The organism is Paenibacillus kribbensis, assembly GCF_001705305.1.
GTDB classification, from domain to species: domain Bacteria; phylum Bacillota; class Bacilli; order Paenibacillales; family Paenibacillaceae; genus Paenibacillus; species Paenibacillus kribbensis_B.
On sequence record NZ_MCBP01000002.1, the window covers coordinates 310,197 to 335,097 of the forward strand.

The following is a 24,901-nucleotide window of genomic DNA, read 5'->3' on the forward strand; positions in this document are numbered from 1 at the left end:
GGAACCCGCTGATTATTGGACCAGCACCATTTTATCTGCCGGAAAATGCAGGGTAACCCGCTGACCACTGAGGTAAGGCGTATCCATTTCCTGATTGGCGGTAAAGCTTCCCTTCGCCGTTTCCACCACATATTGATAGCTGCGTCCCAGGTACGTACTCACCTTAATGATGCCGGGAAGCTCATTTTCCCCCGTCTCGTTGCCTTCTGTACGAATGACCAAATCATCCGGGCGAATAGCACCCTGACGAGCACCCGGTTGAGCTGTACCCTGATTACGAGCTACGCTGAACGATAGATCGCCTGTATGAAGTCGAATATGATCTCCTTCTTCAGTACGTTCGTCAAAGGCCAGAAAATTATTAAATCCGATAAAACGGGCAACAAATTCGGTCGTTGGATATTTAAAAATGGTCGATGGCGCATCCAGTTGCTCGATGTTCCCCTTATTCATAATCGCAACCTGATCAGAGATCGAAAAACATTCCTCCTGATCGTGCGATACATACACGGTAGTGATCCCCAATTCCTGTTGAATACGGCGGATTTCTACACGCATATTCACACGCAGATTAGCGTCCAGGTTGCTCAACGGTTCGTCAAACAGCAGCAGGTCGGGTTCAATCACAAGTGCCCGGGCAATCGCGACACGTTGACGTTGCCCTCCTGACAATTCACCAGGGAAGCGTTTTTCAAAGCCCCCCAGACTGACCGTATCCAGCATATTCATCACACGGCGTTTTACATCATCTTCCTTTACCTTGCGCAAGCGCAGGCCAAAGGCAACATTATCAAAAACAGATAAATGCGGAAAGAGTGCATAGCTTTGGAATACAAAACCGAAATTCCGTTTGTTGACCGGAACCCGGGTATAATCCTTATCCCCAAACAAAAATGTTCCTTGTTTGGCTTCGAGAAATCCTGCAATGAGACGCAGTGTGGTCGTTTTGCCACAACCACTCGGTCCGAGCAACGAAAGCAGTTGCCCCCGTTCGAGCTGCAAATCAAAATCCTGCAAGATCAGTTGGTTGTCATAAGCGACCGATACGCGATCCAGAGTAAGCAGTGCCATTAGGTTGAAGCCTCCATTACCTTTTAGTGAAGTAAGACAATCCCATCAGTCGTTCGATCAAGAACATAAGGATACCGGTCAAAATCATCAGCATAACTGAAATTGCTGCAATCGTCGGGTCAAAATAATTTTCGACGTAGGTCAGCATTTGAATGGGCAAGGTGCTGAAGCCCGGTCCTGTCATGAAGACGGAAATGTCGACATTGTTGAATGATTCCAGAAAGGCAATCAGGATAGCCGCAATAATACCTGAACGGATGTTGGGCAGAACCACCTTGAAAAAGGTTTCTAGCCGTCCAGCTCCCAAACTGAGCGCTGCTTCCTCAATCGCAAAATCAAAGTTAGACAAGCTGGAGGCAATGACCCGTATAATGAACGGCAGCATAATCACTGTATGTCCGATTAAAAGTCCAGCGTATACCGGCAAATGATACACAATGATCAGATAACGCAGCAGGGTAAAGCCGAGAACAATACCCGGTATGAGCAACGGGGAGAGGAATAGAGCATTCAGCGCGTCCTTCCCGCGAAATGAAAAACGACTAAGCGCATAAGCAGCAGGCATACCAATCAGCAGCGCCATGATATTACCCAACAAGGAGACAACAATCGACGTTTTGAACGTGGACATGAACAAGTCCACCTCAAAAATGTTCTCATACCAGCGCAAGGAAAAGCCCTGCGGCGGAAATTTTAATACCGTGCCCGGCTCGAAAGAAGTGACCGATATGATCAACAGCGGACCGAGCAGAAAGATGAAGACCAGCAGGCTAAAGAAGCCTAGTCCGTAATGTTTCTCCCGCATATCCACCTACCCCTTCGGATTGAGTTTATGGGCCGCCTTATTTAAGAGACCGACCACGATAAATGTAATGACAATCATAATTGTTGCAATAACGGAGGCCAGAAACCAGTCGTTCAGTGTCATCGCGTTCTGATACAAAAATGTTGCGATAACCCGCTGTTTTCCACCAAGCAATGCCGGTGTCGTATAGGCAGTCAGGCTGCCAACGAAAACAAGAATGCTTCCGATGATCAGACCCGGCACAGACAGCGGAAATACTATTTTACGAAATGCGCTGAACCTTGAAGCTCCGAGGCTCTGAGCAGCGTGAACGAGATCACCGTCGATATTTTCAAGTACACCGATCAGTGAAATAATCATCAGCGGTAAAAACAAATGAACCAGACCAATAATCATCGCCGCCGGGGTGTACAAAATATTCAATGGCTCGTCCACGATTCCCAAACCGAGGAGCACGTTATTTAACAGACCTTTGCGACCCAAAATGACCATCCAGCTGAAAGACCGTACCACTGGACTCGTCAACAAGGGAAAGATAGCCAGTGCCAGCAAAATTCCTTTACGACGCGGGGCCTTTTGCGAGATATAATAAGCCGTCGGGAAGCCCATCAATATACACACGAGTGTCGTAACGACACTAACTTCCAGCGTAGTCAGCAATATTTTCAGAAAATAAGGGTCCTTGAAGAAATGGAGATAGCCTTCTAGGGTGAATGAGCTGTTCTGTACGAAGGTCGAGCCGATCGTCAACACAATCGGAATGACCATGAACACCGCCAGAAAGAGCAGACCTGGCAGCAGCAGCCAATACAAGTATGTTTTCTTCATGGGTAGCTCCTTGCGGTTATCAAAATATTATTCCTTGTTCAGCACCTGGATAAATAATTCCAGAAAAGCTTCGCTATCCACCTGCTCGCACACGTTCATGTTGGGTCTATGATTGAGACGGTTCTGCACATCACCCACCGTTTGTCCATCACATAAGCGGCTGGAGGTTTCCACGTCGACATACAGCAGCGAGGTTTCTACCAGCCTCGAATCCAGCGCGACGCCCACGGCAAGCGGATCATGAAGCGCACATGCTTTGACCCCGTTGCGTTCCTCATATCGTTTGGTGTAGACGGCTGTGCTTTCAGCCACATAGTTACGAATGGCCGGATGGGTCAGGCGGGCAATATGATCCGCTGTCAACAGCGCTTTCCGTGTTACATCCAGTCCAACCTGTACCAACCGTTTAAATCCGGCATGAAATACGATCCGCGCCGCTTCAGGGTCGGCATACATGTTGTATTCGGCCACAGGCGTAATATTGCCGCAGCCGTGAATAACTCCGCCCATAAAAACAACTTGATCGACGCGTTCCGTCAGCTCAGGACGCTTCAGCAACGCCAGCGCCAGATTGGTGAGCGGACCGGTGCAAATGAGCGTCACTTCTCCCGGATGAGCCATCACCGTATCAATGATGATATCCGGAGCAAAACCTTCGGACTCCGATATGGCGGGGATCACTTTACTCAATGCGCCACCGATCCCGTCTTCTCCATGTACACGGTGCTCATGCAGCCCTTTACGTATTAACGGTGCCTCGGCCCCCCGATAAACCGGAATATCCGGTCTATCCAAAAGGTCGAGGATTTTGCATGTGTTCAATGTTGCTTGTTTCAGCGAAACATTGCCACACACCGTAGTAATCGCCTGGATATCCAGCTGACCACTTTTGGCCGCCAGTAAAATACCTAACGCATCATCAATACCTGTATCTACATCTAATATGACTTTTTTCATTATTGTGTAACTTCCCGGTTCCAGCGGTCTGTCCATGCTTTAATATGGTCGTTAACGAATTTCATATCCAGCTTGGTCAGCTTGTTCACCACATCTGCACCGTACGTAATTCCTTCTGTATCAGCACCGGACAGTACCACTTGCGTGTTCACCGGAGAATCCACCTTCGCCTTGGCAGACTTTTCTTGAACTTCCTTACTCAGCTGCCAGTTGATAAATTCCTCAGCCAGCTCCTTTTGGTCGGAGCCTTTCACTACATTAATCGTGTTCATTACTGCATAAGCACCTTCACTTGGAGCTACAAATTTCGCTCCTGGCACAGCCGCCTGCAAATCTTTGAAGTACATTTCCATAATCGGTCCGCCTGCGATTTCCTGCTGGCTGAACATGTTGACGAACTCGGATGTTTTACTATAAAACTTAACGATATTCGGGCTCAGCTCTTTCAGCTTCCCGAAAGCCTGGTCTTCATTAAACTCCTTACTACCCGCTACCTTGGAGGCTGCATCTACGATCATCGGTCCAGCTGTTGCTGTAATGTTCGGCAGAGTCACGTTTCCTTTGAACTCACTGCCCCACAGGTCAGCCCAAGAGGTCACATTCTTTTTCACCAATTCCGGGTTGTAGGCAATGCCGAGACGGCCCACCGTATAAGCAGGGCCATAATCCTCGCCCAGCGGTGCTTTCGCAATATCATAGATTTGATTCAAGTTTGGCACCTTGCTGCGATCCAGCTTTTCAAACAATCCTTGCTGAATCCCCTGTTGAGCATAATAATCGGACAGATAGATCAGATCGACATCCGTGCTTCCTTGACTGATTTTGTTCAACCGCTCTGCGTTATTTCCAATTTCCACGACAATATCTACGTTATGTTCCTTTTCAAAGGGCTCGTACACTTCTTTATTGAAAAAGTCCTCGGAAAAGCCCCACGTGGAAATGACCAGCTTCTTTTTCCCATCAGCTGAACTATCTTTTCCATCTGTCTGACCGCCAGTAGCATTGCTGCCGCAACCAGCCAGTACCACAGATGCCAAGGTCACAGCCACGAATCCTTTAAACCATTTTTTCATTAGAAACTCCCCCTGTTTGTTAATTCTTCACACCTAATGACACAAAAAAGAAAAGTACTCTTGTAAAACAAGAATACTTTTCTTCGTAAACAAAGAATAAGTTGATCCCGCTGCGCGTTATAACAGGTTCTCCCCTCAGATAGATCCGAAGCGAAAAGCCGAATATCCAATTGTATTAGGATTCCTTCAGTATGATGTTCGTGATTGCCCACTGCGTCGCTGAATCGTAATCGCGCAGTAAAGCTTCAATATCGAGCCCCATATCCTCAACCAGCTTTTCGCGAAGTCTTTTCTTATACAGCATGGACATTCGGAAATCCACTTCCAGCTTCAAGCCGGGGGCTTCCACTTCCAATGCCGCCGAGCGTGGAGAACGCCGGTGCTTCGCCACAAAGGTAACTATGTTGTTCTCAACGGTGGCCCGCAGCAGCGTGGTCCCGAAGCCGAACAGTTCCTTTGAAATTTCGTTGTAAATCTGACACATCCGCTTCTTGCTTTCGTTACTGTCGAGCAGCGTCATGAACCCACCCTCATCAGCATATTACGTACAATCAATCTTTCAACACGATAGATTATACATAAATATAGGATAAATAGCAATCATAATCCCTGATTCAATAACATATGATGCGAAAAAGCGAACAATATGTCGAACTTTGTAGAGCTTTAGAATATTTTCGCGTTTTTTGGTCTGAGATATCATAACCACCTTTTTCGTCGCCATTCCGGGAGGATAAATTTTTCTCTTCTACTATATAAGTGGTTTGAATACATCATTTTTTCCAAGCACATTTAACCGTACTCCGCTGGAGTCCTCCCCACGGTGTACGGTTTATTTTATAATATGTAGCTAACTGCGCTGGACTGGAGACTCTTTATGAAAAAGCTGATTGAATCCATGAGGATACTACAAGGGCAGCCGGCCACAGCAGCATAAAATTCGCTATAATATACGCCTTCTTAAAAGCATAACGATGATAAAAATACCAACAGCTCCATGATATGAATACTCCTAACGGGTAGCTCATCAGGATATAGACAAAAATATAACTGATCAGGTGATCACCGGCTGTCGGTGCATCAAAGGAAAATACAGCCAGCATCAGCATGACCGGATAGGCTAATAACGTTAAGCCATAAACAATATTCAATATAAGTAAAATAACGAATGCGTTTTGATTCTTCATGATGTTCTCCTAACTATTGCGATTGCCTATCACCATTGAGCAGCACGTTTGCGTTTCTCTTCCCGTCGATCTGCTTCTTCCATTTTGCGAATATAACGTTTCAACTGCTCTTTATGCTCGTCCAGTTCTTGTATTCGTACAGTTGTTCCCTGGAGAAATACCTCCATTTTACGTGTTAATTCAACAGCCGATTCGCCCCGCCAGTCTTGCAGACGACCATATATATTTCTCATCTGCTGCTCTTGATGCTGAAGTCTTTGCTTTAGCTGTTCGCACTGCTGTACAGCCCTCCGCAGATCCCCCGGGCTCAAAGATATTCTGCTCATCTCTTGTGCCTCCTGTTGTGTTCTTCCAGTTGATGATCTATTTACTGATCCACCATCGTAAATTCCTGGCCCTTGCGATCTATATACTCCGCGATCTCCGTAATTGATTCCTGATACCAGCGATTAATCCGATCCAACGTCGCCGTCGCACTATGCGCAATCGGGGTCAAAGACTGACTTTCACTGGTGCCAATATGAGCCTGAAATAACTGGATGGATGCTCGGGTATCGCTGGAAAACCCATGCAAGCTGGAACGCATCTGATTAGCCGCATGCTTTAGCTCCTCTGGTGTTAATTGAATTGTGCCTCCATTTTTGTTGCCTACAAAGTAAGCTCCGCGTTGTCCTCCCCCCATGATATTCACTCCCAGTGCAGTAGCAGCAAGCTGACCGAAGGCACCCATTTGACCACCGTATCGTTCAACCAAATCGCCCATAACTTCCTTGAATTTTGCCTCCGCCGCAAGCCTTTGCTCGTATGCCTGTAATCGTGGGTTGCCCTCTACCAGTTGTCCGTCCATCGTGTACAATGGATTGCTGATATTTCCATCTGCATTAAATGAAAAATAATCCATGCTATGTGTTGTTTCCCCCATTATCGAATTATAGAACTTTGTAACGGGATCTTGTTGCATCATAGGCAGCGTAATCGGGACGTAAACAATGGGAGACCATTTGGGTCCCAAAAAAAAGTCGGCCCACTTATTTTCTCTTTTGATCGGTAACGAAACAGGAATAGTAAATTTGGCTTCATTAGCGGTCTTATAATCATTATTTATAAAGTAGGTCGTACCAACATGCGGCTTTGCATCCTTAGCTCCCGAACCGATGGTATCTTTCGGATTGACATAAGCGACATTCGTCTTTTGAAAATCTCCGTTTTCCACCTTCTTTTGAAGATCATCCGGTAACAAATGTACAATGCTTGGTGCATTATAACTGACCGAGGACAGTCCGTTCCGCACCGCAACGTATTCTGCCTCCGCTCCTCCCAGAGAATGGCCTGTGGTAGATATTTCAGCAGAGGGATACTGCTTCTTCACTACATCATACAGATTTTGAGCTTGTGTAAATTGATTATTCTGGTACTGTGCCTCATATTGATGAAATGCACTTTGCACTTGTGGCGGGAGTTTGTCCACCTCTCCCTTGTTATTTTCATAATATTGATGGACTTCCTCCAACGTTTTCGCACGACCACCCACGACATCGTTAATATCGGTCCCCCAGTCCATCGCCACACTCCACTTTGGACGATCAGGCGGCTCAGTACCTCTATAACCTATAATCACCTGATCGGTTTTTTCGTTATAAAAAACCGTCGCATCAAAACCTGAACCATTGGTGTCATGCAGCATCGCCCCTTCAGGTTCAACAATCTTCCAGTCAGGAACAACCCTGCTTTTTGAGTCTTTAGCAGTCAACTCCCGGTCATATATTCTATCCGCAATGGTCCAATATGTTTTATCACTAATGAAAGTCAAATCATTCCCACCTTGTCTATTATGTAAATATATTATAGAGTTATGAAAAAGATGATTACCAGAAAAGGAGAATTGTAACTTGAACAGAAAAACCCCACTAATTCTGGCACTTATTTTAATGGTTATGTACTTAGGAGGTTGTTCCAACTTGTCTAACAACGAAAAAAAAGAATTAGTAGATGTCGCTACTCCTATCGGCGTGAAATTTATCAAAGAACACTATGACGCCGATTTCATATTAAAGGATTATACTGTAGATGACCCGGCCATCCACTCAAGGATATATCTGTATGGATACATTAAAGGTCACGAAGACAGCAAAATTACAATTTACTATAACTATAAAACGAAAGAAGTCATTGATGTCTCCGGGCCGGATTGGTTCATTGACAGTGAGATTCCCAAATACAAGTCCCCTTCTTCCTGAGAAGGGCCCTCCACAAACCTTTTATTTTTCTAGGTCAGGATAGCTTGCTGCCGATATTAAAGTCTAATTTTTCCCATATTAAGAAGTAGTATTATTATAGTGCATCCTATTTACGAGGGATATAGCCGAGAGGAAAAATAAGTATAAAGTCATTGAATATCGTATATCTGGTCTTAGTACATAGTTTCTGTTGAATAGGTCTTTGTAACCGTATGTTAGTAGAAGATTACATAGGTAAACGCAAATAAGGCTCCTTAGGAGCCTTTTCCAGTCGTCACAAGACACATTTACCGTTCTTCACTTTTGGTACTATCCTGATTTACATGAATAAAAGGATATTCGCCTCTGCTTATTTTACGTTTCCATTCTTGAATCATATCTTCCTGGGTTGGTGGCTGCTCATTCACGATTGCTCCAGTAGTTACTTTAGCCATGACTATTTACCTCTCATGATGGATTTAATTATTGCGTCTTTATCTTTTCTCCAGTCATTTTGATGTTACCATCCATTTCTACCAGACTCGTTTTACATTTTAAACCGATGGCATCTTTCGCTGTGACTTGTATTGTGTTACCCGCATTGAACACCAGATTGCCATCGGCTTTTACACGGATATCTTTCTTGCTCCGCAGTTCGATCCCATGGTCATCCAGCAGTCGAATCACCACTTCATCGTCGTTCCCGGTGATTAAAATTTCATTTTTCTCAAATATAATCGCTTTGCGGTACTTCGTCATAAATATTTTCGTTGAAGGGTCCTTAATAAAGTCGCCCCCTTTGGATCTTTTGCGGATCGAGTGAGTTACAATGGCGTCTTTTTCTTTAGGGGTCGGAAAGTAGATATCTACAAAGTCAAACAGCTCTGGCATACAGTACCATCCCGTATTCCCTTCCGATGTATAAAATGTAGCCGTTGGAAAAGTACAGGTTTCCTTGACGTTCGGCTTTACCTTATCCATTTCATAAAAGAAAACCTTCACATGGTCCTGCTCGATTCCAATTACCTTGGACTTTAACGAGATGCCACGAATGTTCTCGTTTAAAATCAATTCCTGCTTCGTTCCATCGGCCGTTGTTAGCACATATTCATGCCACAAGGTACTGTGCCTTATAAACGCAACAGACTGCAAAACGCACAAGTTCTTTCCTTTGAATTTAACCTCGGCCCCGATTTGTAGCAGGACATCTTTGGCCCCTGTTGTTTGCACTTTATAATACAAAAGATCCTCGTCCTTGCTTGCCCCTGGTTTGGTCTTTCTGGTCATGGAGTAGTTATACTGTTTTAGCTCACCTTTCGTTATACCGTCGGGCAATCCAAAATAAAACTGAGGTTTTTCTCCTATCGGATCAGGTATCAATCCCCAGCCAAGTCGAGACGCTATACGTTTCAGAAACGACCAGTCCGTCTCATCGAATTGCATCGTAAATTCCTGTAAAAGCTGATCCTTTAATTGGCTCGTACAATTGGCTTTAGGATAGGATTTGAGCACATGCTCCAGCAATGTCTGCAGCTTCATCTTTACATTTTGAAAGGATTGTCGGTGAGGCACTTCATCCAACTGGCTTGTATAGGACACAGCTTCAGCGACCAAATGAGCTACATTGGACACCAGCTTGATTCGGATCTGCGTGGTTAATCCCCTGAACAACACAATCTGTTTATGATCATCATTCACATAAGAAATAACCAGCTTGGCGCCTGCATCCATATGAGTTGTGTACTCTTCCATTTGTGTACCGTTTAACACACCCGTCAAAAAGACCTTCACATGCTCATTCATTTTCTGTACAACTTTAACCTTCGGATTTTGAAGAGATAAAACAGCTCCGTTATGCTTGATGATTGGATATCCCATGTTTCTGCTCCTTTGGTCGGTTAGTTTACGTTTATCCGTTGTTTGCTTGCGTATTGAATGACATCCTTGATGGTTTGATTATGTCCCTTATCATTGATGGCCTGATCCAGTGCAGGCAGCGTGGTAAAGGTTTTATTTTTCTTCTGAAAGTAGATACCTGCTATAGGAAAAGGGTCAATTCTATCAGCCCCCCCAATCCCGTTATCCACATTGGCGATGATGATAACATCTTTCAAACCATCGTTATTTACGTCCTTGAAAGCTACCGCTTTTACGCCTCCATAAAATGCAACCCACTCATTGTTCCCGTAGAACTTAGGAAATGAATATAAAATATGCCCTTGTTTATTTAATAGAAAGAAGAAGTACTTACGAAAACCTTCCGTATATCCATAAGTAGATACAAACTGTACTTTCCCAAAGCCTTGGAAAGTGGTTCGAAAAGACTGTGACTCTTCAACTTCATATTGATTGGTATCCAATCTTCCCCCGTAAGCAACAGAAGCAGATTGATCAACAACAGGGTTTAATTCTTGCCATAATTCCTTATTTTGCTTAATGCCATCTGGAATTTGTTGAAGACGAATTTCATACTCTGCATGATCCCCTGCTACATGAGCCACAGGAATACTAAATCCCAGGGAATCACTTGTAAGGTAACTAAACGTATCTATTTCTGACTCCTCGGCTGAGTCACCTTCCGATACATCTGCGCTTGTTAACCATTGATTTAACCCATCTTGAGTAAAATTATCGAGTAAATCTTTTTGCTCTGGCTCTACAGCTGTGAATTTCCCGCTTTTTAAAAGCTCTAAAAAAGGTTTTTCGACCTTTACCAGATCACTCAATCTTAATCTTAAAGCCTGCTTCATATCCAAGTTGGTCGTATAAAAAATATGATTAGGATAGGCTGCCTTCTTCACATAACGAATACCCGTATATTGAATACTCAAGAACCGTTCACTTTGCCGTTTAATCTCATAATCAATTTCGAGATGAACTCCAGAATCAGAATCTCCGTATTCGTGTAATCCTTTTAAAGCTTCAGTCTTAAGAATTTGGTTTAAAGACTTCTGCTTTGCAGCATCTTCAAGTTTCGTAATTTGAGGATATTTAATATCGATTCCGTTTCTCGAATATTTCTCTTGAATGAGTTCATAGCTTTGCTGATCAATATGAGTATTTGAGCTGATGCTATGCGCAGAATCAATATGGACTTCTCCGCTTTTGGAGAACTCAATGATAATGTTCTGTTCAGAATCATCACTGTTTATTAAGAAACCATCGCCGTGGTCTAAAACCTCGATACTCATGCTACCACGTTGTCGATTCTCAAAAATAATAGGCTCATTCATATCCTTGTTCAGTTCCCACAAATCCGGGAGCTTCATCTTACCTACATCTATGCTTTTCTGCTTCCACTTTTGCTCGGATAATTCCCACAAATCAATAAATACGGGGTCTGGATGATATATTGAAACATATCCCCCCAACAACAACTGTATTCCCTGGTCTGAATCCCGAACGATAAAATCTGTAGCTAATTCTGGCCCGTCATCCTCAAGCATCTGGGCATGTACAAGTTCCTTCGTACTCCACCACTGAATAAATGTGTATTTTCCTCCGATTGTACCTGTCACCGTAGTGGGTGCTCTATAATTCACAACTCTAACGTTTAGCTGCCCACTTTTTATCTGAAACGATTTTGTTAAGATAGTAAGTTCATTATCAAATCTTTCTACTAATTCTCCATCATTCATCTCTACACTTTCTGGTTCGTTTAACAACAAATTAAGTTCCTGTGTGAACTCCTCAATCTTTTTTTGTCTGGCATCAGAATCCACATTCTCATCGTTGACTATACGGACTTTTTGTACTAACGCGTCCAACTTTTTCGAATAGGAAATCGTTTGGGCTTCATTTTGGAGAGAAAGCGCATGATTTGTTTTTGTTATTGAAGAATCATTCTCTTTCGTACATCCGTTCATTACTACACAGGAAATTAGTACTAACAGGACGCAGCAAATACGACCGCCCTTTAAGTGATTCATGCTGCATTTCACGCTCTCTATAATTTATCGTTTATCTCTATGCTCATAATCTTCCACTTGCCCGACTGCTTTTCCAACGTAAACACAAGTCCTTGGCTTGTTTCCTCTTCTTCTGAGCTACTCCTTACCAAAAACGTCCGCTGATTAGCCTCATTAGCAATCTCTCTTATATTCAGATCTAGTCCCGTATAGTCCATAGCGGAAAAATCTATGATATCGTCAAAATTTTGGGGGGGACTTGCTGACAAAGCAGTGAACTCCGCCATTTCAGGCAAGTGTATCAAGAAGCGATTCATAAGATAATGATCCTCCAAATAATTTCGAATAATATCTTTAGGAACCGTGGGGTATGCAAATTTCTTATTTTTATTCTCATATAGTACTTTTAATTTCTCTGGTCCAGTCCTGTCGAATTTTTGATAAGTCATTATCGTATGTTGTTGAGTATCCTGAAAACGGTAGTAACTCACATCCTCAAAAATACCATCTTTATTAATATCCTCCAGCTTCCTGCTTCCTTGCCCTGTTGCTTCTGGATAATTGTAATTCAGGTTGTTAATTCGGTTATGGTCTAAAGCAAATATAGAAAATCCTTCTCCATCATCCTCTTTGCTAGTGGAATATACTACGATGAAATTTCGATCTGTTGAATCCAACTTCATGATCTTCACATCTGTATTTAGATGCACAACTATAACAGGGTCCTCTAATTTATCAATAATGTGATAGCCGGCATCCTCCCGGATTACAAATATGTTGTCAATTTCCTCTTTTTCCAACCCAAAAGCAAGCACGTATTCCGGCTTTCCATCACGATCCAAATCTTCTTTTAATATTTTATGAAGCTGCTCATCCTGGGGTTGAATTTTCTTTATAAACTGATCTAATGCGTTAGGAACTGTAGCGTGAGCACTATATCTTTTATTTATTGGATTATCGATATGACTATCTCGTTCTTGATCAGCAGACTCTGGTTCCGTCGCAGCCTTATGCTCCATCACTTGAGCGTCAGGGTTCATAGGTTCAATTGTGTGCTGCTTTTCGTTCGTTTGTTGTTCCGCACATCCATTCAATAGCAGGCTAATTAACATTGCTAACAATAGTGTTGTATGCTGTTTTACAAAATTGATTTCACAAAACTCCCTTCTTACATTACTTATTGCACGTTTATTCGTTGTTTGCTCACATATTGAATGACATTTTGAAGTGTTCGGTTGTGGCCTGTTTGATTGATATTCTTATCCAATTCAGGCAAGGTAGTGTACGTATTGTCCTTTTTCTGAAAGTAAATCCCCGCGACAGGGAGTGTCTCTATTCCGTGTGCATTAACTCCGGTGATATAATCCGCAATTATGGCAATATCCGTACGCCCGTCCTGATTTAAATCCTTAAAGCTTACTGCTTTGATCCTGTCAATCATCTTACCGTTATTACCATAAAATTCGGGGAACTCGTATAAAATCTTGTTTTCCACATACTTCTCGCTGTTAGCTTCCAAAAAAAACTTTGCTTGTATCAGATCATTCGTGTCCTCATCTTTTAAAGTGGATATAAACTTTACTTCTCCCCATCCATTAAGAGTGGTGGTAAACGATTGTTCTTTTTGGATAGTATATGGTTCCAGATCAGGGTCGGGCTGAGCATCTTCATCTACATAATCAGCACTACGTTGCTGCTTTATGGATTTCTCCATGTTATATTCGATAAAAATATTATCTACTTTCTCTGTTTTAGTATCCCAATAAATATTCAAATGTAGGCCATTTTTGGAGTAAACCAGACTTCTATTTGTTATGGTACTTGGTTGACCGTAAAGTTGTAGCACTTTACCAAGGGTATCACCAATCTTCAATCCTCTTTTGGTTCTAAACTTGGGGTTTTCCAAGCTCACGGCTACTAGATAACTTTCACCATCAACTAGCTCCTCCCCTTCAAGTTCAATTTTAGATAAGACTACAAAATCAATTTCTGGATCTTCATAGTTAGGATAAGACAAGCTCCATCTTCTATATGTTCCATTCCCACTAACATACCCCCGATTGAAGTTATCGTATCCTTCACCATAACCCCACTTACGAATAAGTTCTTTAATGTCCGTATTTTTATCAATCTTGTGCGACCGATAAGAAATTTCAAAGTCCTCGTCCTGAAGGGGTTTAGGATCGGCAGATACAACATTTTTGGCTTTATCTGTTTTTTTATCTGGATAGTAGCCAGTGCTTTCTTGCTTAACTTTAGTGGTAGCTGTATCCCCACTATTATAATCATGGATAGACGAAGAACTGCATGCAGTTAACGCCAATATCATTACAAGCATCATAATGAGATAACCGTAGCTTTGCCTGTACATATCTTTTCCTCGTTTCTCATTATAGTTATCGTTTACCAACGATTGTCCACTCTCCCGTACGTTTCTTTTTGCTATCGTTACCATTTTGCACAGGTTTAAAATTAACATTAGGAAGCTTAATACCTTCGGATGCAGCAATTTTCTGAGTTACACTTTTATCGAGACTCAACAGATATTGTTCATAGTTAGAAGCTTCATTCCCACTAAATAAATTGTAAACTTCCTGCACATGTTCACCCCAATGGTTATCACTAGCGTATTCCCCGCAATCAACTTGCTTTGATTTCATTCTAATGATCGGTGTGATCCAATTACAATATTGAAATACGTTTCCTTTACCCGTAATACCACTCAATTTATTGTTTTTCACTACGGCCTTTCTGAAGTCCTGACCATAGTATATATAGCCCAATATTTTTCCAAATATTAAGCTATTGGCTTTCATCAAATCTTTAGCATAATTAGTTTCAGCACCATGTTCACCATCTGCTGCCCTATTTGTACTACTAGTGTTAAAACTGCCAGTTCCTTCTTGAATAATAATTGCTAACAAAAAACGAGGATCAATCTGAATGTCATACGTTTCTTGTATCTTTTTTGTAGCTTCCCACAAACCGTGTATCTTTTCCTGATTCCATTGCATTTTAGTGAATTTTAATGAGCGTCTTTTAAATGTTTTCTCAGCTTTAGAACTACCGTTATACTGGAATTCAGCAGGTATCCATTTTCCAGCCGGAGTCTTTACGTTCGTTTTTGTAGGTTCATCTTTCGATTCGGTGGTAACGGGTACTTCTGGTGATGCCTTATCAGTAGTGTCGATCAGACCCAGCTTCTCTCGTATGGCTTGTCCCGCCTTCTCAGCAGCCAGCTTTTCCCTGATATTCCCGCATGCCTCGGCGGTCATCCAACGGACGGTTTCTTTTTGCATCTGCTCTTGGGCCCACTTGGGCATCGTCGCCATTTCGCGGAGCTTGCTTCGAAGTCCTTCCGCCAGCTTTTGTGCTTTACGCATGCCGACTTCGTCACCGTTGGCTTGAGCGATATACCAATCCTCTTTGTATTTTCGCAACCAGGACTGAGCCCAGTCGGGATAATTCAGTTTTTGTTTCTTCTGTTCAGCTACCAGATCAAAGGCCTTTGCTTTCCTGCTCGCATTAGCTGCAGTTAAAGCTTTCAACATAGGTGTTGCACCAAACGTTGGTTCTTTCCACTTCATATGACTTCTCCTTTGTTAGAATACTTAGAAGAATCGTATCTCCGACATACATGTATCGTGATACTTGGTTCCTTTCTCTACTGCCTCAATCGTTATTTTCACAAATGAGGTATGAACGGCACCATCAGGAAATCCGTTACTTAAAAAATCATTATCTACCATCATGGTCTGCCCATTCGAGAACTCCAGTTTCATTCGTTTAACTCTATTATTTGCTTGGAAAGCATTAGATGACTTAGCTAGACCATTGATGAGTTCAAACCCCTTTAATTCTTGCATAGAGCCAAAATCAATCTTGATCCACTCCCCAATCCCGTCTCCCTTAACCCCTTCACACCAGGCTGTGCTCGCATCTCCGTCCATGATGTTTCGGGCAGCATAGGAATTGCCTGCTTGATCTGGGAGTATAGATGAAGCAATAATTTTCTGTGCCGTGATGTTTTTTCGATATTTCATCAAATCCGTTGTAGTCTGTACCCATTGTGTAGGGGACACGTTATAGCCTATCCTGTGGAATACATTGGAGTATTTTATAGGCAGACCTGTTTGGATGTCTCGTTGTTGCATTTCACCCTTCGAGTTCAAATAAGCAACCCTGTGGTTATCCGAAGTTATAACAGGAGATTCTGTGGCTTTCATTAGCAACTTCTTCTTCCCAGTCCTGATATCCAACATATATGTCTTATCCCTCTCGTAGGAAGAGAGAACCAATTGATCGTTAGAAAGCCACTGTTCGACCTGTAGTCCTGCTATCCCTGGTTTTATTTGTTGAATTTGCTTATTCTTGGACAAGTCATAAATCAATACATTATGGTTACTATCTACAAGGGCAAATTGGTTACCGTCAGGCGAGAACACTGGAAGATTGAGATAGTGACCATCATTTAATTGCCCTAATGCTTTAGTTTTCTGTCCCTGGTTCATATAATAAAAAAAGGCAGCATCATCTGTGTAAACACATTTGCGTAAGTCAGGAGACATAACAGCGTAGTCCCTATTCGGCACCTTAAATTCATACATTTTCTTAGTGGTAGATAAATCAAAGATTTTGATGATTAAATAATTCAAATCCTGCGACTCTCTAAATAAAGCAATACGCCTGCCATCATCCGAGAACCCAGCCAGATACAACTCATATTCAGGATACGTTTCACCTTCACTTGCATGTAATTTGCCTATAATGTCGTACAAATCAATATAGGTATTGCCTGTAGGATCATCCATATCAGCGAGATATTCCATGGGCATATTTCCATTTTCCGCTTCAAACAACAGCCAATTTACGGACCTTTTTGCTGGAGGAAGTTTCTTGGACTGCGGGACTGAACTATGGTCTTCATTTAGACCTTGCACTACTTGGCTTTTACTCGATTGCATGCAGCCGCATAGAATGGAAAATATTATAACGAGCAACGCAATTTTATTTATCGACACCATAGATTTTTCCCACTTTCTACAACTCATCACAATAACTTCAGCTCACCTATACAAGTATTTGGGAGGTCCGCGCCCTTTTTCACTTCTTGGATGGTAATCTTAACAAAAGATGTTCGTATAGGTTCATCAAACTTGAAACGTGTGTCATTGTTCTCAAGCACTGTCGATTGTCCATTCGAGAAATCAAGTTTCATTCTTTGGATTGTATTCATGTCTAAATACTTATTGTTAACCCACATAGTGCCATCAACCATTTCTATACCTCTGACTTCTTGAGTTGAACCCAAATCTAAAGTTACCGTTTCTCCTACTCCGCCTGTCTTAGATCCTTCACACCAAGGGGTTAAATTATTATCGTCCGTTAGATTGTTCACACTAAAAGAACGATTCCTCTGATTGGGCAGTGTGGAAGAGGCCGTAATTTTTTTCACTTCGACCTTGTTGCTATACTTCATATAATTGGTTGTTGTATTGATCCACTGTATTGGAACAGTGAGTACTCCTTGATTTTTAGTAAAAGAGGATATATCTTCCTTTCTTCCATCACTCACATGAACCAGATACATTTTTGGAGCTTCGTATTCTGCTGACAGCACTAACTTTTGGTCAGGGGATAGTATAAATGGTTCCGAGCTTTTAGTTATCCACCTTTTTTCTCCGCTCTCTATATCCAATGAATAGACATCTTGTGTGTAATTTTCGTCCTCTTCAGAAATTTTATAAATTAATTTATCCTCTTGATCCCATTGCAAAAGCGAAGCCTCAGAACCTACAAGTAAACGTTTTGCTCCACTAATACTGGACAGATTCAGCATAACGATTCCTGTTTGATCATTTTCCTTAAAACAGAATCTAGTACCATCTGGAGAAAATAATCCTGAACTAATGATACTTAAATTTATTTTGCGTTTCCCGAGATCTATTTTTGTCGTTTTCCTCTTTACTACATCATATAAATATACTTGCCCATTCAACTCATAAAGATATTTCCTTAAATCAGGGGAGACTACAGGATAAGACGTTGGAGGCAATTCAAACTCGGATTCTTTTTTTCCTGAGTTCAGGTCATATACCTCAAGAATGTGTTTTTGGTCCCCTTCTTCAATATCAGAGATTGTCCTTACGATTGCCATTCGACTGCCATCATTTGATACTCTACTGACAGTTACTTGGGAGCCGCGATATTTTATTCGTTCTTCCTTAGTTTGCATCGCATCTATCAAATCATCGATTCGTATATAGGTCTCTCCTGTAGGATCATCTAAATTGGTCAAAAATTGAGTAGGATCTGGATCTTCTTCCCCATTTAAAAGCCACCGTGCTTTGTTTTCAGTTTTTACCGCATTTTGCGTCGACGTAATACTTTCGACTGATGATGTTTTTTGGGGCTGAGATGATGTTTCTTTAAACTGATTACATGAAGATATAATAACTACCAGAACAATAGTCATTATTAATCTTATAAGTTTCACTTCTTCACCACTTTCTAAAAAGCTAAGGTTTAAGATTCAAGATACTAATCTTGAATAATTCGTCTAATTGAAATAACAAAAGAATACATAGGTTTAGAATTGATCCAATTTGATGAAAGAGTATTGATTCTCACATTTTGTTTCTTATTTCTCTTATCTGCTTTTTTGGGATATGGGTTTCTGCCCGATTCATGAATAACTTGTCCATTGCCAATATAAATCCCTACATGTACTGGATCTACTTTAGGATAATCATCTTCCCCCCAGTTATACAAAATCAGATCTCCTAGTTTAAGATTCTTAAGGTCTCCTCTGGATCTCAAGCTTTGGTGGTTAATTCCTTTGCCACTGTGTATTTGAACTTTAGTGTTACCTCCTATTTTTTCATTAAGTACAGTTAAATAGACAGATGAGGTAAAGTCTGAACAATCCATATACGGTGGTGGGTTGTCCACATCAAGTATCATCGTTCTAATTACCGAATCAATACAATATGGAATTCTACCTTCAAACTTCTTGGCAAATTCTACAATGGCTTTCCTTTTCTCCTCAGCAGAGCTGTTGGATGGTGTAGGCTTCGGTTCTTCCTTCGTCGGCTTTTCAGAAGTAGTCGGCGTCTTCTTGCCCGGTTCCGTTTTCGTTGTTGGAGCAGTCGGCGTTGCAGCCTTGCTAACCTTGGGCCACGGAAGAATGCCATTGGCTACTTGATGCAGGTACACTGCGAGCACATCACGGCCATAGCCCTTATTCTCCAGACCGTATTTCTTCGCAAAGTCCTGCAATGCGGCGTTAAGCTCCTTGTCCCAATCCCCGGTAGTTGGCAGCTTGTATGAGAAGCTGTCTGGATATTTCTTGGCAAGCTTGTTTAAATTCTCTCTCGCAAGCAGGCTGTTCACGCCATACTTGCTCCGCAGAGCAGCCGCTTCCTTGGCGATGGCCTTTTGATCAGCTACGGTCAGCTTATGGGCGCGCTCTGCGTATTGTCCGGATAGCTCTTCCAGCCGATTCGCATCGAGATAGGAGTTGGCCGAATGGCCGCGAATCAACTCGTTGATGATCACATGATCACGCAACTGGTTGGCGAGAATATGCATCTGCTTTTGCTTGGCTTTATCGTTCGCGCCATGTGCTTCCCACCATTGAGAGGTGTACTCATGCATTTGTGCTCTGGCCCAGGCAGGCATACGATCTATTTCTGCCACCTGCTGACGCAGTTGCCTGGCCTTGGCCGCTGCTTCCTTGGCAGCCTTTTGGTCCCCTGCTGCCACAGCTTTGTAGTAGCTCGTTTTATATTGAAGCAGCAGATCCTGCACCCATTGCGGATATCCCTTCCCCTTCAATTCCTGAACCAGAGATTTGTAGGCCTTCAGTTCTGCATCAGGCACCTGATTTTTCACAAGCTTACTAGCCTTGAGATGAAGCGTTCCATCGGTTCGGATATAGCTGGTTTTGCACGTCAAAGACAGCTCGCGAGTAGCGGTCATCTGTACCTTTTTGCCGTGCAGCACCAAATCTGCATCGGCGTGAAAGGTAAGATCGTGATGACTATACACGTGAATACCGGAGGCAGGATTTAAGCGTACGAGTATCTTTTCTTTTTGGGTGGAGAAAGCTGCTTCTTTATCATCGAATCTCGCTATTTTTTGAGTTTTGGTATGGAACAGCTTTCTTTCCGGCTTGCTGATTTCATCTCCTTTGTGATCTCTTTTGCGAAGAGATTGAATCACATGGGCATCCCGCTCGTTGCTCGATGGAAAATACAAATGGACATGATCCCCAAGCTCAGGCATGCAATGCCAACCGATCCCATCCCCGGTGTACATCGTCGGGTAAGAAAACCAGTAGCCTTCGGCTTTGGACTGTAAGGTATCCACGGACAAGTGGAGCTTGACAGCCTCTCCTTCACTGTCTAAATCAATGACTTTTCCTTCAATGGAGGCTCCTTGTATAAACCGATTATGTATAACCTCTCTTGGAACACCTGCTTCCGGAACAAGAACATAATCATAGGTCATGAGACCTTGCTTCATCTCTGCATGAATCTGATCAATAATCCAATGCTTTCGTTGAAATACAACGATATCTCCAAGCTCAAAGCGTTTCGTATCCTCCACCTCAGCGTATGTATACCTGGAACCTGGCTTTGTTTTTTGAAGGGTAAAATTAATACCATGCAGCTCCCCCTTCACCTGTTCCTTCGAGGTGCCCAACCACAATCTCGGGAACACGGAGGTGATCTCGGCAATCAATCCGGTTTGCTGGTGAGAGGCCATTCTTTTTAGAAACTCCCAATCACTCTCTTGATACTGAATAGTAAAGCCGTCCAACTTGTTAGCGCTGTCCGTCAGGTCAATAAAATCCCCGTGTGGATAAGCATCTACGAGCTTGCGGAATAATTGATAGTACGTCCAGTTCCTGTTTTGGAACGAACGATTTTTCAGTTGCTGGTCCATCAAATATGTAAAAGAGGCTGCCTCAAGGTACATGTGATATACACCATTTTTGAATCCGATGCGAATATTGGTGACGATTCCTTTAAAGATACTAACCGCCCCCTGATCTTCATCCGTCTCATATACCTCCAGCACATCCTCAGCGTAAGCTAATCCATCATACTTTGCATGATCCTCATCCGGTATGAGTGCAGTGATGTATACCTTGCCATGATCGTTCACCTTCTGCGTCAATTTAAAATCCAGCAGCCGGACAATTTCATATGGAGCATTCACTCTAATATTGCCATAAGTCAGCACAGTTCCAGCCAGTCCCATCTTACAACCCCCGTTTGCTTTTCATGTGATGCAAATCCCTGTAATCTGTTAGCTATTCCTGCCCATCTGTTGTGAATGAAATTTTGCCGCACCACATGCATAAATTCGTGGAACAGCTCATAAGGGCCGGAGATTGATCTACATATACATCTCTTTTTCCATTCAACCAGGGCATAGATACACTCGGTTTGCAGGACTGCGGAATGATTTTTCCGGAATTGCCTTTGTTAGCAGAAACCACTGCAGGATTATGCATACTACGGCACATTCCGAAAGACGGGATATGCGTGTGCGGGTAAAAATCCTGAATATTCCCCTGCAATTTATCGCCAATGCTAATCCCCCTGTTAGCTGAAACACTAAATCTTCCCGCATGACTTCCATAGCTGCAATGTATCTGTGCCCCATCCACTACATAGCTCTCACTCATTCTTGGATTCTCCTTTATATAGATGGACTCGCTGTATCAACCTTTTGTAATTTCAAGCCTGTCAAATTAAACTTTAAAATACATTCAGCCACATCGAGATCTACAATGATATGATGATTTGCATCCTGAACCCTGAAAATCTTGTGATTCTCCACTGCATATTCATCTAAAATGATTTTCCTCAGTGTACCGTCCCTATGGTATTCACTAAGCTGTGATAAACACATAAGGCTAGGCGGATTAGCCAGCCAATATCTCGTTTGCTGCATTCGCTGCATATCGGCAAAAACAATCAGCTTCCAACCCAGTCCCGCTTGATATATATCAAAAATCTCCTTTAGCCGTTCAGAGACTATAGTTACCGGGTACTCCATAAAATCAATATAGTCTGCATCACCTGAAACATAAAATTGTAAAATGGAATCTTCTGCGCTGGCTGCCCACTCCAGCAGCTGGCCGCGATTCATCTCTACGGGATGCATATACTCTGTGATCCGATCATCTTGCTGAATTATGTAGTATTCCATCGCCTGCTGCGTACACCACCTTACTGATTCCTTTATACTCCCCTATTCGTACTTCCAAATCCTCCTCACAGCTCAGCACCTTAAATTCCGGTGTTTGTACAGCCTGTCCAATAGCATCCCTGGCTAACTGCAAAATGTATTGATGAAATTCCTCCGCAGCCTGAAGTGCAAATCGCTCTACATCTGGCTGAATAACCTTATTCATATAAGGTTTTCGGAGCTGGCTCAATTCATCCACCAATTCTCCCCAAAAGCTGAAAGCCCATCCTGCATCATAGACTCCTTGGCATGGCCCGGGATCAAAGAACCATCTTTTATCATAGGCTTCGATGATATAGTTATAGTTTCGATCCATCAGATAGGTACGCCGCATGGAATAAGTTATGTATCCGATCCTGGTTTTGGACGCCTCTATATGATTAGCCTGCTGACAAATCCATTGAAAGGATTGAATAAAAGATAAGATGAGCTCTTCTTTTCGCTGTTCATACAAAGACGCTACGTGGTGTTTTTTCTGATTCAGCACCTCTTCTGCATAGGTCCCATGAAAGTGTTCTAGTGCTTCCAGTCTATTCATAATCCCACCTCTAAACCTATTATATAGAATATTTACATGATATTACTGGTACTATCCTCCTATTTTATTACACTTTTTTCATATGATGAAATTTTAAATGAAGGCGTGAAAAACTTTGAAAATCACCAATTAATTTCACGAATGTGTATTCATATGCTACATACCTGTCAAAAAAAGCACCTTACTAGACCTATAAGATGAAGGTTTGCGCAAACGAATAGGTAAATCGAAGCAGAAAGTACGGGCTGCCTGAAAATAAAAAAACCGTGACGGATAACGTCACGGATTTTGATATATAGTGCTTTGCAAATGGATTGCATTCTTTACTCTAAGCCGCACGCATAGGCATGACCAGGCTTAGTAACGTTTGGGAGCAGCCTGCTTGGCCAAATCAGTCATATACGTAAAAAAGGCTTCCGGGTCTGTATCATATACCAGATTCACAGGACGACCTTCCGCCTGCTCTACCGTTCTGCCCTGGCTTGGACCTTCAGCGATGACGCTGCAATGCACCGTCTTTTTCTTGACAATGTCCGGGCGTCCGACAGATGCAGTGGTCAGAACATCCCACAGAAAGTATGTTGAATTCGTTTCACTATAAACGAGCGGCGGACAGCCTGCGTAGCAGTTGCCCAGGAAATCCACGCCCTCATACCGACGCTCGGCAGCCCAACGATTACGCACGGCTGGCGTCAATGGTACTTTGCTTGTGCTTTCCAGCGCCACCAGATCAATCGTGATGCCGCTTTGCCATACACGGTAAGCCGCTTCCGGGTCCCAGAACACATTCCACTCTGCTGTGCCGTCATGCTCCGGCTCCTCTACATTCCCTTTTTCAAAGGTGCCGCCCATCCATACCAGCTTTTCAATCTTGGCTTCAATGTCCGGTGCCTCATCCAGCGCGCGTGCCAGATCGGTTAGCGGTCCGGTGAACAGCAACAGCGTTTTACCCTCGGCTCCGCGTACCTTTTCGATCAGATGCTGATGAGCCGGCAGGGATGAAAGCGGCGCTTCCATGCGCCCCGATTCATTCAGCACCGGTAATGCATCCACATAAAAGGAATGTATACGCCAAGCAGCAGGAAATGGATTTTTGCCGCGTGAATTGGATTTAGCAACTTCCACAGGCCCTTTATTTTGTCCAAAACGATCAATAATTTTACGGCTGGCATCCGTTGCGGGCTCCAGGTAGCCATCCGCCGGAATAACAGATACTCCAGTCAAATGAACCTGCTCCATCTGAAGCAGCATAAACAGGGATACCAGATCATCTACTCCACCATCATGATTAAAATAAACGTTTGTCTGACTCATCTGTCTCTTCCTTCCTTTATCCCCGTAAAACAGGCTTGTTCTTATCGGCATCATTCTTCATTATGCCTGATCGCTGCACAGGAGTAAATGTACTATGGTGATGAATCATTATGTAGTCCTTGCTCAACTGAAACCTTCTACCTTCGCTCCATAGGATCGAGCCACGGCTACGGCCTGCTGGATATCCAGCTTGGCTCCGGTGATATTCAAATCTTTAAAATTCACACCATCCATCTTCGCGCCACGCAGGTCCGTTCCCTGCAGATGTGCTTTCTGCAATCTTGCGTGAGTAAGATCTGCTTCGCGCAAATCTGCCTTTTCCAGATTACATTCGGACAAGTCTGCCTCCTTGAAGCGTATTTTCCGCAAATCCTGCTTCCTTAAATCCGCATGACGCAGATTCGTATAAGACCAGTCTCCACCCGTAATCGTGAGCCCGTCCATATTGGCCCCCGCAAAATCCGAGCCTACCAGCTTGCAGTTGTCAAACCGGGCTACAAACAGATTGGCGTTGGTGAATAGACAATTTGTAAAAGCAGACTCCTTGTAATGAGAGGCATTCAGAATGGCTCCGGTAAAATCGCAGTCCACAAAAGTACAGCCTTCCATGAGTGACTCATTCATCTCCACCCCTCGAAAACGGCATCGGGTAAACTCACAATTCGTCCACTCGCCTTCTCTGGCATCCATCGAGCCAAAATCACGGTTTTCATAGACCTCATTTGCATAAAAGAACATGTT

The 24,901-nt window shown here is 42.9% G+C and carries 24 protein-coding genes; 1 reads left to right on the forward strand and 23 read right to left on the reverse strand.

Annotated elements, in window-relative coordinates; translation table 11 throughout:
- Positions 1 to 12 precede the first annotated feature (12 nt).
- The 9 genes from BAZ21_RS04645 to BAZ21_RS04685 form a co-directional block, all read right to left on the reverse strand.
- Positions 13 to 1,071, reverse strand: coding sequence for an ABC transporter ATP-binding protein (locus tag BAZ21_RS04645; protein ID WP_068497542.1), 1,059 nt, complete (start codon positions 1,069 to 1,071; stop codon positions 13 to 15).
- Positions 1,072 to 1,087: 16 nt separating this feature from the next.
- Positions 1,088 to 1,876, reverse strand: coding sequence for an ABC transporter permease (locus BAZ21_RS04650; protein WP_007432886.1), 789 nt, complete (start codon positions 1,874 to 1,876; stop codon positions 1,088 to 1,090).
- A 6-nt stretch (positions 1,877 to 1,882) separates the two neighbouring features.
- Entirely contained in the window at positions 1,883 to 2,704 is an 822-nt protein-coding gene (locus tag BAZ21_RS04655; RefSeq protein WP_010347136.1) for an ABC transporter permease, read from the reverse strand.
- A 27-nt stretch (positions 2,705 to 2,731) separates the two neighbouring features.
- Positions 2,732 to 3,661, reverse strand: a complete 930-nt coding sequence (locus BAZ21_RS04660) for a nucleoside hydrolase (protein ID WP_068497545.1) — start codon at positions 3,659 to 3,661, stop codon at positions 2,732 to 2,734.
- Complete coding sequence (locus tag BAZ21_RS04665) at positions 3,661 to 4,734, reverse strand: ABC transporter substrate-binding protein (RefSeq protein WP_068497547.1); 1,074 nt, start codon at positions 4,732 to 4,734, stop codon at positions 3,661 to 3,663. The genes BAZ21_RS04660 and BAZ21_RS04665 overlap by 1 nt, the downstream gene beginning before the upstream one ends.
- Positions 4,735 to 4,909: 175 nt before the next feature.
- Positions 4,910 to 5,254: a DUF2294 domain-containing protein gene (locus BAZ21_RS04670; RefSeq protein ID WP_068497549.1), complete on the reverse strand. Its 345-nt coding sequence runs from the start codon at positions 5,252 to 5,254 to the stop codon at positions 4,910 to 4,912.
- 355 nt (positions 5,255 to 5,609) lie between these two features.
- The gene (locus tag BAZ21_RS04675) at positions 5,610 to 5,921 is read right to left on the reverse strand and encodes a hypothetical protein (protein ID WP_068497551.1); all 312 of its coding nucleotides are present in this window, start codon (positions 5,919 to 5,921) and stop codon (positions 5,610 to 5,612) included.
- A 29-nt stretch (positions 5,922 to 5,950) separates the two neighbouring features.
- Positions 5,951 to 6,247 (reverse strand): WXG100 family type VII secretion target, encoded by a 297-nt coding sequence (locus BAZ21_RS04680; RefSeq protein WP_068497553.1) that lies wholly within the window; start codon positions 6,245 to 6,247, stop codon positions 5,951 to 5,953.
- A gap of 41 nt (positions 6,248 to 6,288) precedes the next feature.
- Complete coding sequence (locus tag BAZ21_RS04685; RefSeq protein WP_068497554.1) at positions 6,289 to 7,731, reverse strand: lipase family protein; 1,443 nt, start codon at positions 7,729 to 7,731, stop codon at positions 6,289 to 6,291.
- Positions 7,732 to 7,810: 79 nt separating this feature from the next.
- Here BAZ21_RS04685 and BAZ21_RS04690 point away from each other — a divergent pair, with 79 nt between their 5' ends.
- Positions 7,811 to 8,158, forward strand: coding sequence for a hypothetical protein (locus tag BAZ21_RS04690; protein ID WP_068497560.1), 348 nt, complete (start codon positions 7,811 to 7,813; stop codon positions 8,156 to 8,158).
- 287 nt (positions 8,159 to 8,445) lie between these two features.
- Here BAZ21_RS04690 and BAZ21_RS28835 read toward each other — a convergent pair whose 3' ends face one another.
- The 14 genes from BAZ21_RS28835 to BAZ21_RS04755 all read right to left on the reverse strand — a co-directional run bounded on the left by BAZ21_RS28835 (position 8,446) and on the right by BAZ21_RS04755 (position 24,898).
- Positions 8,446 to 8,592: a hypothetical protein gene (locus BAZ21_RS28835; RefSeq protein ID WP_176718097.1), complete on the reverse strand. Its 147-nt coding sequence runs from the start codon at positions 8,590 to 8,592 to the stop codon at positions 8,446 to 8,448.
- 28 nt (positions 8,593 to 8,620) lie between these two features.
- Positions 8,621 to 10,015 carry a hypothetical protein gene (locus BAZ21_RS04695; protein WP_068497561.1) on the reverse strand — a complete coding sequence of 465 codons (1,395 nt, stop codon included), beginning with the start codon at positions 10,013 to 10,015 and terminating at the stop codon, positions 8,621 to 8,623.
- Positions 10,016 to 10,035: 20 nt separating this feature from the next.
- Positions 10,036 to 12,066 (reverse strand): DUF4163 domain-containing protein, encoded by a 2,031-nt coding sequence (locus BAZ21_RS04700; protein ID WP_068497562.1) that lies wholly within the window; start codon positions 12,064 to 12,066, stop codon positions 10,036 to 10,038.
- 17 nt (positions 12,067 to 12,083) lie between these two features.
- Entirely contained in the window at positions 12,084 to 13,157 is a 1,074-nt protein-coding gene (locus tag BAZ21_RS04705) for a hypothetical protein (protein ID WP_084011518.1), read from the reverse strand.
- Positions 13,158 to 13,222: 65 nt separating this feature from the next.
- Positions 13,223 to 14,455: a hypothetical protein gene (locus BAZ21_RS04710; RefSeq protein ID WP_256019827.1), complete on the reverse strand. Its 1,233-nt coding sequence runs from the start codon at positions 14,453 to 14,455 to the stop codon at positions 13,223 to 13,225.
- Positions 14,442 to 15,632 (reverse strand): hypothetical protein, encoded by a 1,191-nt coding sequence (locus tag BAZ21_RS04715; RefSeq protein WP_068497563.1) that lies wholly within the window; start codon positions 15,630 to 15,632, stop codon positions 14,442 to 14,444. Before BAZ21_RS04715 ends, BAZ21_RS04710 begins: the two co-directional genes overlap by 14 nt.
- A gap of 24 nt (positions 15,633 to 15,656) precedes the next feature.
- Positions 15,657 to 16,904, reverse strand: coding sequence for an NADase-type glycan-binding domain-containing protein (locus BAZ21_RS04720; protein ID WP_256019830.1), 1,248 nt, complete (start codon positions 16,902 to 16,904; stop codon positions 15,657 to 15,659).
- A gap of 191 nt (positions 16,905 to 17,095) precedes the next feature.
- The gene (locus BAZ21_RS04725; protein ID WP_084011520.1) at positions 17,096 to 18,520 is read right to left on the reverse strand and encodes a discoidin domain-containing protein; all 1,425 of its coding nucleotides are present in this window, start codon (positions 18,518 to 18,520) and stop codon (positions 17,096 to 17,098) included.
- Positions 18,521 to 18,585: 65 nt separating this feature from the next.
- Positions 18,586 to 21,312 carry an NlpC/P60 family protein gene (locus BAZ21_RS04730; RefSeq protein WP_068497573.1) on the reverse strand — a complete coding sequence of 909 codons (2,727 nt, stop codon included), beginning with the start codon at positions 21,310 to 21,312 and terminating at the stop codon, positions 18,586 to 18,588.
- A 52-nt stretch (positions 21,313 to 21,364) separates the two neighbouring features.
- Positions 21,365 to 21,742 (reverse strand): DUF4280 domain-containing protein, encoded by a 378-nt coding sequence (locus tag BAZ21_RS04735; RefSeq protein ID WP_068497574.1) that lies wholly within the window; start codon positions 21,740 to 21,742, stop codon positions 21,365 to 21,367.
- 14 nt (positions 21,743 to 21,756) lie between these two features.
- Positions 21,757 to 22,269 (reverse strand): hypothetical protein, encoded by a 513-nt coding sequence (locus BAZ21_RS04740; RefSeq protein WP_256019836.1) that lies wholly within the window; start codon positions 22,267 to 22,269, stop codon positions 21,757 to 21,759.
- On the reverse strand, positions 22,241 to 22,846 hold the full coding sequence (locus tag BAZ21_RS04745; RefSeq protein WP_068497580.1) for a hypothetical protein: 606 nt from the start codon (positions 22,844 to 22,846) through the stop codon (positions 22,241 to 22,243). Before BAZ21_RS04745 ends, BAZ21_RS04740 begins: the two co-directional genes overlap by 29 nt.
- A 357-nt stretch (positions 22,847 to 23,203) precedes the next feature.
- Positions 23,204 to 24,160 carry a nucleoside hydrolase gene (locus BAZ21_RS04750; protein WP_007432899.1) on the reverse strand — a complete coding sequence of 319 codons (957 nt, stop codon included), beginning with the start codon at positions 24,158 to 24,160 and terminating at the stop codon, positions 23,204 to 23,206.
- Between the two features lie 123 nt (positions 24,161 to 24,283).
- Positions 24,284 to 24,898 (reverse strand): pentapeptide repeat-containing protein, encoded by a 615-nt coding sequence (locus BAZ21_RS04755; RefSeq protein WP_068497581.1) that lies wholly within the window; start codon positions 24,896 to 24,898, stop codon positions 24,284 to 24,286.
- Between the last annotated feature and the right edge of the window lie 3 nt (positions 24,899 to 24,901).